Here is a 15,198-nt window from a genome sequence, read left to right as displayed (position 1 = left end):
ACAAGGAGTGAGTGCAGATGAATCGAGTAGTGGAAGCAGATGTAGTCGTGATAGGCGGGGGACCGGCAGGAATCAGTGCCGCTCTCGCCAGCGGACGATTGGGAGCCAAAACGATCCTGATCGAGCGTTACGGCTTTCTCGGAGGGATGTCGACGATTGCGCTTGTTTATCCGTGGATGACGTTTCATACGGAGAGTGGCGAGCAAGTCATTAAAGGAATTGCACAGGAAATCGTCGACCGCTTGCAAGAAAAGGGGGGATCGCCTGGACATTTGCAGGATACGGTGGGATTCGTCAGTACAGTCACGCCGTATCATCCGGAAATTTACAAGCTGGTCGCTGTGGAAATGCTCAAGGAAGCGGGCGTCAAGCTGTTTGTCCACAGCTTTGTCGATCAGGTGAAGGTAGAGGGGACAGAGATTACTTCTGTTACCCTCACCAGTAAATCGGGCAAGTATGAGATCAAGGCCAAGGTGTTCGTCGATGCGACAGGAGATGCAGATATCGCTTATTTATCGGGAGCGCCGACGAGTAAAGGGCGAGATGCAGATGGGCTGACACAGCCGATGACCATGAAGTTTCGCATGCGCGGCGTCGATCTGGAGCAGGTGAAGCAGTACATGCTTGATCATCCGGATGAGTTTTATCACAAGACGCCGTTTGCACAGTTGCCGTCCATTCCGCTGACAGGTGTTCAAGGCTTTTATACGCATTGGAAAATGTCAGGCGTTCCGATTAATCGGGATCAAATTCTGTTTTTCACAGGGCCCGAGAGTGATGAAGTTCTGATCAATTGCACGCGGGTGCAGGGATTGGATGGAACAGATGTCGAGGATTTGACGGAAGCGGAGGAAGAAGGGAGACGTCAAGTGATATTGATGTCTGAATTTTTGAAAAATAAAGTTCCCGGGTTCGCGAAAGCATCCGTCTCCGCAGTCGGAACGCAAATTGGCATCCGTGAGACACGCAGAATCGTCGGGGAGTACAGCTTGACGATCGGAGACGTGGTCGCGGGCAGACGTTTTCCGGATGTCATCGCACGAAGCGGCTATCCGGTTGACATTCACGATCCTTCTGGCAAAGGCGTAGTGGCAGCAGATATTGAAGGGGAGGGCGCTTATGACATTCCGTATCGATGCCTGATCCCTCAATCCATCGACAACCTGCTTGCGGCGGGGCGTTGTATCTCTACGACACATGAGGCGCTGGCTACGACCAGGCTTACCCCGAGCTGTATGGCTACAGGGCAAGCAGCAGGTACAGCAGCGGCCATTGCGTTTCACGACAAAACCATTCCGCGTTTGCTTCACGTGGCAAAATTACAGGAACAATTGCGTCTAGCGAATGCCGTCCTCGATTAAACCTTTTCATTTTGAAAGGAGATTGGGTCTATGAAAAAGTTGCGCGTTGTCATTTCAACACTGGCTATGGCAGCACTAGTAACAGGCATGGTTCCATTTACGCAGACGAGTACAGTTGCGGCGAAAAAAGCGTCACCAAAGCCAATTGCCAAAGTCGCCCTTGTCCCCCTCGATGATCGTCCGGTCAACACGTATTTTCCACAAATGTCAGCAAGGGCAGGCGGGGTGGAGGCGATTATGCCCGATGAAGACATGCTCGGTCACTTTATGACGCCGGGCGATGGGGAAGAAATTGGCGATTGGCTGATCAAACAAGCAAGCAAAGTGGACGGCTCGGTCATCTCTGTCAGCATGCTGGCATATGGCGGACTGGTAGCGTCCCGTACCGATCAACAGTCCTATGAAGAGGCCCTGTCGAATATCGAAGCCATTAAGAGACTGAGAGATAAGCATTCTAAAAAGCCGATTTACGTCTTCGATACGATTCAACGCTTGGCGGTGACGGCGACTGATCCTGAAACTTTGAAGTACTATGAGCAAATCAGAGAATGGGCTATTTTATACGATGAGGTGCACAACCTCGGCATGACAGAAAAAAAGGATCGGCTCGATCAGTTGGAAAGGGAGATTCCCGAGTCTGTGCTGGAAGATTACTTGAATGCCCGCGAGCGCAACCACAAGATTAACTCACTGTTGATCGACTGGGTAGAGGATGGGACCATTGATTATTTAGTGCTAGCTCAGGATGACGCTGCTCCTCATGGTCTTCACCGGGCAGAGCGGGAGACTTTGGTCCAAAAAGCAAAGAAGCTGGATGTAGAGGATCGTGTAGCGATTTTCCCTGGAGCGGACGAAGTAGGAACCGTCTTGTTGAGCAGATTCGCCTTGAACGAAATGCGCATCCATCCAAAAGTAGCAGTCGAGTATTCGGGTATAGACGGCAGCGAGTGGACGGCGCCGTTTGAAGACACGACCTTTGATGTAAACGTCGAGAAGCATATTATCGCAGCAGGCGGCAAGCCCGTTCGGGATGAAGACGATGCAGATATCGTGTTAATGATCCATTCACCGAAGAAAAAAGGACAAAGCAATGCAGAGAGACGCGAAGACCTGGATGAGTTCGTCGAAGAAATCAATGATCTTCTGGAGGAAGGAAAGCAGGTCGCGCTTACAGACGTTACGATTACAAACAAAGCTGACTCTGAGTTGATCGAGCGACTACAAGAAGAAGTAAAGCTGCCGGAGCTTTTCGCCTACACGGCATGGGGAACGGCGGGAAATAACATGGGAAGCGCGTTGGGACAGGCGTTGCAACGATCAGCCTTTTTGGAAAAAGGAAATCAGTTCGGTGTGCCCTTAACGGTGGATGCGGCAGAAACCCATATTAATCTGCTCTTGTCATCGTTTGTAAATGACCATCATTACCGAAATGAAGTGATGGCCGAAGCACGTGACCTCGTAAAAGAGTTAAAGGGAAATGAGTGGAATCTCGGAGATGACTACGACGAAGTTAATGACTTTGTAAGAGATGCACTGACACCACATGCGGAAGATTGGTACGAAAACTATTTTGCCAATCAATCGCTGGTTATCGGAAAGCGAGGCAAGAATACGTTTGAAGGCGAAATCGTCGAACTATCGGATCTGGAGATCAAGCTTCCGTGGGAGCGGTTGTTTGAAGTCTTTGTCGGGCCAGAAGTGAAGATTGAAAGGGAGTAAGACATAGAAAAAGCCGTTCTATTTTTCGAATCTGCACATATCATGTCTCTATCGCTATAAGAAGGTGACGAGGATGGAGACTCTACAATGGTTGTATGTGCAGTATGAATTGGAAATGTATATGCGGGTTGTGGTGAGTGCGATTCTTGGTTTGTTCATCGGGTGGGATCGCTCGCACAGAAACAAGCCTGCCGGGCTGAAAACGTACATGTATGTGTCCGTAGCCTGTACGCTCATCACACTCGTTTCTATTTACAGCACAAAGCTATACAGTGCGCCTGGAAACGGAACGATGATGGACCCGATGCGCTTGGCTGCACAGATTGTCACAGGTCTTGGCTTTTTGGGAGCAGGCGTCATCTTGAAGGACGGCTTGAAAGTAAAAGGACTGACCTCCGCAGCCATGATCTTTTTCGCTGGCGGGATTGGTATCGGGATCGGAGCCGGATTTTACGGCATTGTGATATTCTCGGTCATCATCGCCTTTGTACTCGCCAGGATCAGTCAGCGTGTGGAGGATGTCCAGCACAGGCGGTTAGGAAAGTGAATCACGGAGAAGCGGTGCATTAGCATCGCTTTTTACTTTTTGCAGGAGCCGTAGTGGGAGGAAGAAGCGAATTTCCAGTCTGCGCTTCGGCCTCCGCCCTGCAAGGGGAGGTAAGACTGTCCGCTTCGGAATAAATGGCGGGAGCGCTTCAAAAGTAGAAGTTTCGAGGAAGTATTTCATAAGTGAAGCTTAAATTCCCCGCCATTTATACCTACGCTAGGTTGGGCTCCAGAGGCGCTTGGACTGGAAATTCGCTTCTTCCTACGTAGCTATTCATTCATTCGTTGAAAGTGGTTCTAAGATGTTCTCTTTCAACTAAATTGACTTTCACAAGCTTCCTTGCGTTAACTTGCAAAATGTTTGAATAACACGAAGGAATTTACTGCTGTACGAAAGCCCTGCCACAACAGTGTGGTGATCACTTGTTTTCAGATGATATTCCTCTGACAAACGCGCGGTATGCTGGAAGAGTAATGAAAATCTGGAAAGGACGCGAGCGCGATGAGAGATGAAAGATTAGGAAAAATAGCAGATAACTTAATTTCGTACAGCCTGGATGTGCAAGCCAAACAGCATATTATGATCATGGTCGTAGATGAAGGAGAGCCGCTGGCAATGGAATTGGTGAAGCGGCTGTATGCGAAGGGAGCGTATCCCCATCTGCGCTTTGTACGGCCGAAGGTCCAGCGGGAATGGTTGAAAGGGTTAACGGAAGAGCAGCTTGCCCAGACCGTTCAGTTGGAAAAGGACATGTGGTTTGGCATGCAAGGCTATATCGGAATTCATGGCGAGACAAATGACAGTGAGATGAAGGATGTTCCACAGGAGAAGTACCGTCTGTACGCAGAAGCGTATGATTCCATTTTCCATTATGTCGACAATCAAATTACGGGACTGCGCATTAACTACCCGACCTCGGCTATTGCCCAAAAGGCCAACATGACGACAGAAGCGTTTGAAGACTTTTATTTCAACGTATGTTCGCTCGATTATCAGAAAATGGCCGAAGCGTGCCAACCGTTGTACGACCTCATGGACAAAACGGACAAGGTGCGCATCGTCGGACCAGGGACAGACCTGACGTTTTCGATCAAGGGGATTGGGACGCGGACAGCGGTAGGCAAACGCAACATTCCCGATGGTGAAGTGTATACCTCTCCCGTGCGCGACTCGATTCACGGGACGATCAGCTACAATACCCCCAGCAATTTCAAAGGCACGACGTTTGAAAACATCCGGTTTACTTTTCGGGAAGGAAAGATTGTCGAGGCGTACGCGAACCAAACGGACAAGCTAACGGAAATATTGGACACGGATGAAGGTGCACGCTACATCGGTGAATTTGCCATTGCGTTTAACCCGTACATTTTGCACCCGATGGGCGATACTTTGTTTGATGAAAAAATAGCCGGCAGCTTCCATCTCACACCCGGTCGTGCCTATGATCAAGCGGATAACGGCAACCGCAGCGCGATTCACTGGGACCTGATCTGCATTCAGCGCCCGGAATACGGTGGCGGCGAAATCTGGTTTGACGATGTACTGATTCGAAAAGACGGAAGGTTTGTGTATGAAGCTCTGCTGGGGCTGAATCCGGAGCAATTGATTCTGTAGGGGAGGGCGATAATGCCCTCCTCCTTTATTTGAGTTTGAAAACCACTACGCCTGCGATCATGATGCCGATTCCGATGATTTTGTTCAAGGTGATCGGAACCTTTTGCACACCGAACAGGCCGAGAGAATCAATGAGGAGAGCGACGAGCAATTGTGAGATGAGCAGAATCGATACGGCGTAGGCAGGGCCGATAGTCGTAATGCCTTTCATCACACTAAAAACGATCAGTGCCCCGAAAACGCCTCCTAGCAAATACACCTTGTTCACTTCCCCGATGCTTTTCCAATCGCCATCGCGAACGTAGAGAAAGATCGCGAATGATACAAGGAAACCTACCGCATGAACAATCGCATTGGTTTGCCACAGTCCGAGCTTTGTACTGGCTTGCGCATTGAACACGCTTTGCAGACAAATAAAAACGCCAGCGAGTAACGAAAAGAGAATGCCTTGCACAAGATGACCTCCTATATGGTTGATTACTCATAGATGTTTCCGCTTGCAAGTGCACTGATTTTTTCTCGATCCTTGATAATCAGTGCGCTTTTTTTGCGTTCGATCACGGATGCTGCGCAAAGATTGCGGATCACCCGGTTCAAATGTCGGTAGCTTGTACCCAACAGCTCGGCAACCTCTGTCAGCTTCGCCGTCTTTAGCTCCTCGGAAGCGGTCGACCCCGTATCACTGGACAGCGTGGAGAGCAAATAGCTGGCAAAGCGATTTTCAACAGGATACAGCAGGTTCAGGCTGGTGGAGTTCGATGATGTATACAGCTTGTGACTGATTTTATGAAGAATGAATTGCAAAAAAGGCGGGTGGTTCTGGTAGTTTTCCTGCAAAACTTTGAAGGGGAGACTGACCACGAGACTGCGATGGACAAACTCAACCGTATTGCGGACCTCGCATTGTGTGACGTACTCGACGTCTCCGATAATCGCCAGTGGATTGTTAAAGCGCAGCAACAAAGATTTTCCGTTAGGAAGCGTCGTGAAAATTTTGATTTTTCCCTCCAAAATGAAGTGCATGTAGTGAAGCTGATCGCCCTTCGAACAGAGGATGTCACCCTTCTCAGCCAGATACAGGCGCATTTCATGGAGAGTAGCGGCATCAAAAATATCGGGCAAGGGACTGTTTTGCACCAGCGTATGCAGAAGGGTGCGGTCGTGAAGTTCTTTCATGTATCAAGCCTCCTGCTCGTTTGCTTGCAGGTTATACCCTCTTTAGTAAAAGGCATTTGCGCACGAAAAAAAAGGACATATGTCCTTTTTTCCAGTTAAACACAAAAGACGCATAGCAGGAATATTCGGATAGATTCGAGAAGTAACATTGTCGAGATAACAGGAAAGAGAGAAACGAAGGAGTGGTTCACATGGTTTTGCCTGTAAGTGAAAGAATCATTGGATTTGTAGGAACGGGCGTCATGGGGAAAAGCATGGCAAACCATTTTCTGCAAGCAGGATATACAGTGCTGGTGTATACGCGTACAAAGGAAAAAGCGGCAGATTTGCTGGCAGCCGGTGCGATCTGGAAGGAGCATGTCAGTGAGCTGGCAAAAGAGGCAAACGTCATCATCACAATGGTCGGTTACCCATCTGATGTCGAGGAAGTGTATCTCGGCGCGGACGGAATTGTAGCAAATGCGAAGCCAGGCACTTATTTGATCGATATGACGACATCGAAGCCGTCGTTGGCGAAACATATTTATGAGGAAGCCAAAAAGCACGAGCTGCATTCCCTGGATGCGCCTGTCTCCGGTGGAGATGTGGGAGCTCGCGAAGCGCGTTTGACTATCATGGTTGGTGGCGATCAGGAAGTATTTGATGCGATGGAGCCAGTGTTTACGATCATGGGGACAAACGTCGTGTTGCAGGGGGGACCAGGTGCAGGGCAGCATACCAAAATGTGCAACCAGATTTGTATTGCCACGAACATGATCGGTGTGTGTGAAGCGATTGCGTATGCGAAAAAAGCAGGTCTGGACCCAGAGAAAGTGCTGACGAGCATTGGAGCAGGTGCGGCTGGTAGCTGGTCGCTGTCGAATCTGGCGCCGCGCATGATCGCGGGCAACTTCGCACCTGGCTTTTACGTCAAACATTTTATCAAGGACATGGGAATCGCATTGGAAGCAGCGGAGGAAATGGGGCTGATGACACCAGGACTCGCGCTCTCCAAATCGCTCTATGAAGAACTGGCAGCAAACGGCGAGGCAGATAGCGGCACGCAAGCTTTGATCAAATGGTTTGAAGGAAAGTAAAGACAAAAAAGGAGCCCTTTTCACGAGGGGCTCCTTCTTTATGTCTATCTGTCACGTATTGACTTGTATATCGCGTACATCTTTTGGAACGGATCTATTTTTGGAAGGGGGTTGTTCCATTTTCTTCACTTCTAAGATGTCCAGCAAGAAAACAAAGGACGGAATCCCGACAATTAGTCCCCATACCCCAAAGAAATGCTCGGAAAAGATCAGAACGACAAATGTGTAGAAAATCGGCAAGTGAGTCTTGGTTGCCATCAAGCGAGGATTCAACACATAGGCCTCAAGTGCGTGAATCACCATGATGAAAATGAGCAAATAGACGACGGTTGCGATACCACCGACACTATAGGCGATAGCACTGAGCGGAATCAATGAAATGGCGACACCTGCAACCGGAATGAGCCCCAGTATGAAGACCATGATCGCGAGTCCCAATAGATTCGGAAAGCCCATGATCCATAGTCCGATGACGGTGAAGGTCGTATTGAATAAGGCGATCAACAGCTGTGTTTCAATTACTTTGCCAAAGGTCAGGATGAATTTTTGGCTGAAATAGGCAATTTCGTTGTACAGCCAGGATAATTTACTCGTGCGAAATTGAGCGGTAAATGTCACGACATTGTCTTTGCCGAGCAGGAAAAACAGACTCAGAATAATCGCCAGAAAGACATTGAACCCAACGTTTCTGACCACCGCGAGAAAATCAAGGCTGCCTTGTACGATACCCTTCATATCTAGCTTCCCAACAACAGACATCAGATAGGGGGCAAACTCATTGTGCTGATTTTGGTGGTACACTTGCTCGATGACATGGAACAATTGTCCGGTTTGGTGAATCAGCGCTGGAATGGCTTTCATCCCACCCACAATGAGAAAGAACGTCAGCAACATATAGAGAAAAATGAGAATCAGCTTGGGATGGATCGGCACGACTTTGTGTGCGAGACGCGTGAGGTATTGATGCAGCCGATTCATTAAATAGGTAACTAAAAAGGTCAGCAAAACCATGTTCAGCATACTTCCCAAGGAGTAAAGCAACAAACAAAACAACGCCAAAATCCCAAATCGTCTTACATCCGGCTTTTGCAAGGCGGCAGCAAAGAAATTCATGGGAACATCCTTTCCAAGTGCTCTTTTCAGCACTCCCATCCGTATACGATGATTATACTGCGTCGGTGTGAACAATTATAGCACGCTTAAAAGCGAGTGGACGGAAAGAAAAGGTTCCAGTTGTTTGAAAAAGTGCAGCGAAACTATTTCACCCTACGAAGCGTCAAAGGAAGGGAATGTTTGCCAAGGGAGGCTAATCACCAATGAACATAAAAACAAAAACCGTGAGTCTGGTTACCGCGGTCATACTCGGGGCAAGTGCGTGGACTTCTTCTGTCCATGCGGCTACGTTTTCCCAGATTCAGCCGTATATAACTGACTACAAGATCGGTTTTACGGACGGTAACAAGCTGGTCACACAGGCTATTTATGATGATTTTGAGCTATTTTCCCAAAACATGATCGTAACAAAGAACGGTAAAAAAGGAATTCTCGACGTGCGGACAGGGAAGGAAATAACTCCTGCGATTTGGGATTATATCGACATTCCGGATTCCAAAAATATCGCGATTGTTCAAAAAGGCGGCTGGTTCCAATATATCGATTTGAAGACGCATAAGCTGTCAACCATGAAATTTGCTGGGGCGCATCCGTATCGTTTATCCAATGAGCAGGGAACAGCGATTATGTTCTTGGGAAAATCATCTATGGTGCTCCATGTAGATGGAAAGGTGCTGATTTCGCCAGTTGCAGGTAAGCTGTCGATGGTACAACTCGTTGCTCCTGATCAGACGGAAAATAAAGAGGCGGAGAAAAAGCGGTATTTCGTCGCGACTACTCCCAAAGAGCTCATCATGTACGATCCTGCTTCCGGCAAAAAGCTGTTTGCGCTGCCAAAAGCAGAACTGATTCCAAACGAAGGCGGTCCAGACACCGCGTATCTCAAGGTACGATCCGGTGGAAAAGAAGGCTTGATCGATCGCATTGGCAAGTACGTACTAGAGCCGAAATACACTGCGATTTATGCTTGGAACAATGGCTACTTTCAGGTGATCGGACCCAAGGGACAAGGGCTGTGGAAGGACGGACGGATGCTGGCAGAGCCCATTTACAAAGAAGTCGGGTTCGAGCATAACAATCCGGATATGTACTACACGGTTTCTGGAGATGTCATCACGTATCATTCCAAGTCCAAAGGTACGTCGCACCCATTGAAAAAAGGAGCTCAGTACTTGCATGGCAGCTACGTGTTGGGACAGGACCCTAAGACGAATCTGTACGGAGTCGCCCAGGTTGGAGGAGGAACGGTCATACCATTCACTTATTCTTCGGTAGAAGGTCCGCCAGCTGCACGCTTGCTCGTCCGCAGCGATGGAAAAAAAGCGATCCTCCCAGGCTGGGGAAAAGAAGTCAAGGAGCCAGATTTTTGGTTCGACTCGTATGTGACGTTGGGCAGCTACAGCATGCTTAGCATTAAGGACGGAAACAAAGTCGGACTTTATTCTGAAGATGAAGGCTTGGTCCTGTCTCCTGTTGAGAATCGAATCATTCGCCACGAGGGAGTAACGGGGGAGGTGCTGGTGACAGAGCCGGATGGAAAGTTGCTGCGATACAGCATCAGTGGGAAACAAAGAGAAGCTGTCAATCCCAATCCGTTGTCCGATGATTTAACGAAAAAGTATGAGCCGGGAAAAGGCGAGATGATTGTGGACCGCAAGACGAACCAACCAATCAGCAAGCCCTATCAATCTGTCTATATGGATTCCGATACCAATCTCATCGTTGCAATGGATCACGATTGGGCGGATCTTTATACCCCTGAGGGCAAGCTGTTGACTACGGAGATCAAAGTCGCGGTGTGGAAGTCAGGCAACGACAGACCGCCTCTCACCTTGATCAAAGTTGCTGATTCCGTATACACCATGGGTGTGAAAGCGGGGAATGTCGGAATGGCGATGATCAAGGCCGATGGCGGGCAGCTCCAGGTCTTGAGCGATTTTGTGTATCGAGATGCAAACGAAATGATGGTACAAAATCAAAAGATCGCGATGACAGCACGGTTGGACGGCACGCTGGATGTATGGGCGCAAGAAGGGAACCAGCTCGCTAACAAGCTCACTAGCGTGAAAGGTTTTCACACGGAATCTTATTTTGATCGGGTATTGATCCAGTCCACTACAGGATGGGATGTCTATTCACCGCAGTTGATCCGCTTAAGCACGGGCGATTATCAGTCCATGAAGTATATGCACTTATATGATCTCAAGACGGGTGCCATTGCCTACCAGGACAAGAAGACGGGATTGTACGGCCTTATGTCGCTGGAAGGAAAGGTGCTGACAGCGGCCAAATATGAGGCGATTTTGCCAACAAGCAAAGTATTCCCACAGGTGTGGAGCAAGGCAGATCATCAGACGCCTTATGTATTCACAACCAAAGATCAGTTCGGTTATCTCAGTCAAAGTGGGCAAGAGCTGTTTATGACAAGATTCCTGACGAAAAAACCAGTGATTTCGTATAGTCCGATCACATTCCAATCGTTTTCGGCCTACTCGGATACGATGCGACAACGCCCGCTTGAGCTGATCGATTTCGGCAAACCGTATAGCTGGCCAGCTGGTGGCAACAGCGAGAGCCATTTTTTTGCCAATCTGGCGCTTTATTTGAATCTGTCGAAGGATGCAGGCAAGCAAGCGGTACTTTCAGAACTGGTGTCCAAGGGGATCATCAAAGCCGATGAGAATCGTTCTGTCATGAGCGACGAAGATATGTTCCGAGTGGCCTATTTCATGGCGACGGGCAAAACAAGTCAAGCGATGACGACGCCACAGGTGATGGAGTGGGCACAGAAGCGGGGAATTGTACCGGTGCGTGAGGGAATGAGCTACCACATGACGATGAATTTGTACGCGGAGTATCAGCACATCTTGATGACAGAGCTCATGCGTTCCCTGAAAGGAAAGAAAGTGCTCAAGCCAAAGGTGTTGACGACGGCTTCTCTCAGTGACGCACAACAGCAAATGCTCACAACAGCCCTGATCGTGAACGGCAAGCCGGCCGATCAACTGCCAGTGCCGCTCCCACAAGCTGAGTGGCAGAAAGCCATTCAAGGCTTGGTCAATCAGTACAACAAGCAAGCGGCTCAATTGCTTGCGGCCTATGAAGCGAAGCTGTGAGCAGAGAAATGTACAGGCGCAGGTGTTCATCCTGCGCCTTTTTCGTGCTATTAAAAAAACGGCCAATATTTTACAATTAGTACATAGAAGGCAGCGTGAACGCAAGCCGAGACGGCTACGGACACAATGAACGAGACAAACGAAATCTGATCGAGCTTGTAAGCGACAAAGAAAAATATCGTAAAGGCAATAAAGGCGATAAACGTGCCTTCTTCCAAATAAGCAACTGTCATATTCATTCCACCTCAATTCAAGAAAGGATACTTCCCCATGATAATTACGATCGAAAAATTAAGCATACAAGATGCAGCCAGCTTGTTTCAATTTGAAGTGCGCAATCGCGTCTTTTTTGAAAAATCGGTTCCCAGTCGGGGAGACGCTTATTACCAATATGAACATTTTTTACGAGGTCTGCAAGCCTTACTCGACGAGCAGGCGCAAGGAATCTCGTTTTTTGGCCTCATCAAAAACAGCCAAGGTGACATCTTGGGCAGAATGAATTTGGTAGACATTGAGAAAGACGACCGAATCGGACATCTCGGCTATCGAGTCGGGGAAGATACCGCTGGAAAAGGAGTGGCTTCACAGGCACTGAAGGTCTTTTTAGAGGGGCATGTTCCCCACTTGAATGTCAGAATGATCTGTGCAAAAACAACAACGGATAACATCTCCTCGCAAAAAGTGTTGTTGAAAAATGGATTCGAGCCCCATGACATGGAGCCAGATAGCGCGGATGATTTTCTTCACTATCGCTTGTTTGTTGTCTAATAAGTGATAATTTGGTATTGTATGGAAAGTTTGTTAATAGAGTGAAGTGGGGGATTGAGATGAAACGTCAAGGTAAGATCATTGCGAAGCTTCTGGTGTCGACAGGAGTGCTGGTTTCCTCCGTCGGATATGCTTCAGCGAACGAAGTAAAATCTCAGGAAACAAGTTCTACCTCTTTACATAAGGTTTTGCGTTTGAACCTGATTGATCAGCCAGGCCAATTGGCCCCCGCAATGGCTGAGGATGAAGCGATGTTTTCTGTGATGCATACGATGTTTGATGGGTTGGTCCGCTTAGGTCCAGATGGAAAAGTTCAGCCATCAATCGCCCAGAAAATAGACGTATCAGATGATAGGAAAACATATACGTTTCATTTACGTGAGGCGAAGTGGAGCAATGGTGATCCAGTCACTGCCAATGATTTCGAATATGCTTGGAAGCGTGTGCTAGACCCGGAAACAGATAGTACGTATTCTTACTTGCTCTATTCCATCAAAAATGCGGAGCAAGCCAACACAGGCAAGTTGAAGCTAGACGAGGTAGGAGTAAAAGCAATCGATGCCAAGACATTGCGCGTGGAGTTGGAGCAGCCTACACCATATTTTACAGAGGTAACGGCCAAACCGATTTTTTATCCGGTGAACAAAAAGGTCGATGAGAAAAACCCGGGTTGGTTCCGAGAAGCTGCGACACATGTCGGGAACGGACCTTTCAAATTAGTTTCCGCAGATAAAGAAAAAATTACGGTGGTCAAAAACGACCTGTATTGGGATAAAGCGGCTGTGAAGCTGGACAAGCTGGAATTTGACGTGATTCAGGATGAGAATACACAGCTCTATATGTTCGATAATTACAAGTCTGACTGGGCAGGCGCTCCGTTCGGATCTCTACCCGTCGAGGCGTTGCCAGCACTGAATTACAAAGAAATATTGCAAACAAAGCCGATTGCAGGTGTTTACTGGTACAAGTTCAACACCGAGCAGGCACCGTTTACCAACGCAAAGATTCGCAAGGCGTTTGCCTATGCAATGAATCGTCAGGCGATTGATGATGTGCTGCTCGATGGTGTGCAAATACCTGCTACAGGTGCTCTGCCACCTACGATGAACCTGAAAAAGGATGGCTACTTCAAGGATAACGATCAGGAGACAGCGAAAAAGCTGCTGGCCGAGGGTATAAAGGAGCTGGGAATGACAAAGCTCCCGCCAATAACCTTGTCCTATAACAAGTCCGAGCATCATCGCTTGATCGCAGAAACGATTCAAAAGCAGTGGAAGCAAACACTGGGTGTGGATGTCACACTGAATGATGAAGAATGGAAAGTGTTTTTGGAAGATATAAAGAATGGCAAGTATCAGATTGCACGGACGGGCTGGCATGCAGATTACAATGATCCGAGCAACTATTTGGAGCTATTCAAGGAGAAGGATGGTAGCAGCAACGATACCGGATGGGAAAACAAAAAGTATCAAGAGCTTTTGAATCAATCCGTGACGGAGAAAGATTCTGAGAAACGAAAGCAGCTGCTGGCCCAGGCAGAAGCGATCCTGATGGAGGAAATGCCCGTTGCTCCGGTATACTTTTATACCAGACATTGGGTTCAAGATGAGAAGCTAAAAGATGTTGTCATGGATCATCAAGGCGTGGTCGATTACAAGTGGGCTTCCAAAGAATAAGGCGTAAAAAACACAAGAGAGTCCCCTTCCTGCTAAAAGGAAAGGGACTTTTTTTCGTTTATGGGTGTCAAATCACGGCTCCCAAGGACGTCTGGTCCCAAGCATATCCGCGAGATGCTTGTTATCCTTGCGTCTGATTTTACGTGCCGCAGCTCGCTCGTCCGCACCATTGTGCAGGAATACTTCCTCTTCCGTCTCCGGCACGATCTGGGGCACGGGGGTAGGTCGCCCATCCTCGCCAATCGCGACAAACGTCAGAAAAGACGTTGCACAGACGCATCGAATGCCCGTTAGCAAATCTTCCGCAACAATTTTGACAAATACCTCCATCGACGTGTTATGCGTCCATGTGACGAAGGCTTCGAGTGCAACCTCATTGTCCACCCGGATGGGCTGCAAAAAGTCGACTGAATCAGTAGAAGCAGTAACGACTGGTCCACGGGCATGCTTCATGGCAGAGATCGCAGCAACATCGTCGATATGCGCCATCAGCCTGCCGCCGAACAGCGTATTGTGATTGTTCGTATCCGGGGGCAGCACATGGCTTGCTTTGAACGTGCGCGACTCCCGAACAAAACGTTGAATCGTCATAAAGGTAGCTCCCTTCTTTCTTGCAATCGGATTATGAATGATGACAATCTTCTCTCCTTTTCATTGTTCCACAAAAAAATGGATATATTCCTCTTCGTTGGAGTAAGACGGCGAATTTTATCAAAGGCTATGGACGGGATAAGGTATGCGAGAGGGGGGGTTCCGTTTGGGGGATTATGTGCAGTATTTCAATAATCTTATCGCCTCGATCAATGATATTCCGAACAAGCTGATGAGCGTTTTATCTGTTATTCATGCACCCATTCAGCATTTGACGAACACATTGATTGTCACAAACATCCTGTTGGGTCTACTTGTACTGACCTCCATTGCGAATGTGTTTATGCTTTGGCAAAACGGCAAAAAGAGACACTAATGCTGTTGCCACGAATGTCATTTGCCGCTATACTGGTGGAGTAGTTTATGGATAAATATGTAACG

The 15,198-nt window shown here is 48.2% G+C and carries 14 protein-coding genes; 9 read left to right on the top strand and 5 right to left on the bottom strand.

Features of this window, described 5'->3' with window-relative positions:
* Window positions 1-17 precede the first annotated feature (17 nt).
* The 4 genes from AB432_RS23760 (at window position 18) to AB432_RS23745 (ending at window position 5,241) form a co-directional block, all read left to right on the top strand.
* Entirely contained in the window at window positions 18-1,361 is a 1,344-nt protein-coding gene (locus AB432_RS23760; RefSeq protein WP_048034379.1) for an FAD-dependent oxidoreductase, read from the top strand.
* A 30-nt stretch (window positions 1,362-1,391) separates the two neighbouring features.
* Complete coding sequence (locus AB432_RS23755) at window positions 1,392-3,080, top strand: DUF4127 family protein (protein WP_048034378.1); 1,689 nt, start codon at window positions 1,392-1,394, stop codon at window positions 3,078-3,080.
* A 73-nt stretch (window positions 3,081-3,153) separates the two neighbouring features.
* Window positions 3,154-3,627, top strand: coding sequence for an MgtC/SapB family protein (locus AB432_RS23750; protein ID WP_048034377.1), 474 nt, complete (start codon window positions 3,154-3,156; stop codon window positions 3,625-3,627).
* 501 nt (window positions 3,628-4,128) lie between these two features.
* Window positions 4,129-5,241, top strand: a complete 1,113-nt coding sequence (locus AB432_RS23745; RefSeq protein WP_048034376.1) for an aminopeptidase — start codon at window positions 4,129-4,131, stop codon at window positions 5,239-5,241.
* Between the two features lie 25 nt (window positions 5,242-5,266).
* On the opposite strand, the gene AB432_RS23740 is transcribed toward AB432_RS23745, so the two are convergent.
* Both AB432_RS23740 and AB432_RS23735 read right to left on the bottom strand, forming a co-directional pair.
* On the bottom strand, window positions 5,267-5,695 hold the full coding sequence (locus AB432_RS23740; protein ID WP_048034375.1) for a DMT family transporter: 429 nt from the start codon (window positions 5,693-5,695) through the stop codon (window positions 5,267-5,269).
* Between the two features lie 23 nt (window positions 5,696-5,718).
* Entirely contained in the window at window positions 5,719-6,417 is a 699-nt protein-coding gene (locus AB432_RS23735) for a cyclic nucleotide-binding domain-containing protein (protein ID WP_048034374.1), read from the bottom strand.
* A 191-nt stretch (window positions 6,418-6,608) separates the two neighbouring features.
* Between AB432_RS23735 and AB432_RS23730 the strand changes: the two genes are divergently transcribed.
* Window positions 6,609-7,493, top strand: coding sequence for an NAD(P)-dependent oxidoreductase (locus AB432_RS23730; RefSeq protein WP_048034373.1), 885 nt, complete (start codon window positions 6,609-6,611; stop codon window positions 7,491-7,493).
* Window positions 7,494-7,544: 51 nt separating this feature from the next.
* Here AB432_RS23730 and AB432_RS23725 read toward each other — a convergent pair whose 3' ends face one another.
* Complete coding sequence (locus tag AB432_RS23725) at window positions 7,545-8,606, bottom strand: AI-2E family transporter (protein WP_048034372.1); 1,062 nt, start codon at window positions 8,604-8,606, stop codon at window positions 7,545-7,547.
* Between the two features lie 203 nt (window positions 8,607-8,809).
* Between AB432_RS23725 and AB432_RS23720 the strand changes: the two genes are divergently transcribed.
* Window positions 8,810-11,722: a WG repeat-containing protein gene (locus tag AB432_RS23720; RefSeq protein ID WP_048034371.1), complete on the top strand. Its 2,913-nt coding sequence runs from the start codon at window positions 8,810-8,812 to the stop codon at window positions 11,720-11,722.
* A gap of 50 nt (window positions 11,723-11,772) precedes the next feature.
* On the opposite strand, the gene AB432_RS23715 is transcribed toward AB432_RS23720, so the two are convergent.
* Entirely contained in the window at window positions 11,773-11,955 is a 183-nt protein-coding gene (locus tag AB432_RS23715; protein ID WP_048034370.1) for a hypothetical protein, read from the bottom strand.
* Between the two features lie 37 nt (window positions 11,956-11,992).
* Here AB432_RS23715 and AB432_RS23710 point away from each other — a divergent pair, with 37 nt between their 5' ends.
* On the top strand, window positions 11,993-12,490 hold the full coding sequence (locus tag AB432_RS23710; RefSeq protein ID WP_048034369.1) for a GNAT family N-acetyltransferase: 498 nt from the start codon (window positions 11,993-11,995) through the stop codon (window positions 12,488-12,490).
* 59 nt (window positions 12,491-12,549) lie between these two features.
* Window positions 12,550-14,166 carry a peptide ABC transporter substrate-binding protein gene (locus AB432_RS23705; RefSeq protein WP_048034368.1) on the top strand — a complete coding sequence of 539 codons (1,617 nt, stop codon included), beginning with the start codon at window positions 12,550-12,552 and terminating at the stop codon, window positions 14,164-14,166.
* Between the two features lie 72 nt (window positions 14,167-14,238).
* Here AB432_RS23705 and AB432_RS23700 read toward each other — a convergent pair whose 3' ends face one another.
* Window positions 14,239-14,757 carry an acyl-CoA thioesterase gene (locus AB432_RS23700; RefSeq protein WP_048034367.1) on the bottom strand — a complete coding sequence of 173 codons (519 nt, stop codon included), beginning with the start codon at window positions 14,755-14,757 and terminating at the stop codon, window positions 14,239-14,241.
* Between the two features lie 166 nt (window positions 14,758-14,923).
* Here AB432_RS23700 and AB432_RS23695 point away from each other — a divergent pair, with 166 nt between their 5' ends.
* Window positions 14,924-15,133: a hypothetical protein gene (locus tag AB432_RS23695; protein ID WP_048034366.1), complete on the top strand. Its 210-nt coding sequence runs from the start codon at window positions 14,924-14,926 to the stop codon at window positions 15,131-15,133.
* The last annotated feature ends 65 nt before the right edge of the window (window positions 15,134-15,198 follow it).

The organism is Brevibacillus brevis, from assembly GCF_001039275.2.
Lineage (GTDB): Bacteria > Bacillota > Bacilli > Brevibacillales > Brevibacillaceae > Brevibacillus > Brevibacillus brevis_C.
Note: the sequence above shows the minus strand (reverse complement) of the source record. Positions and strands in the feature narration are given on the sequence as shown.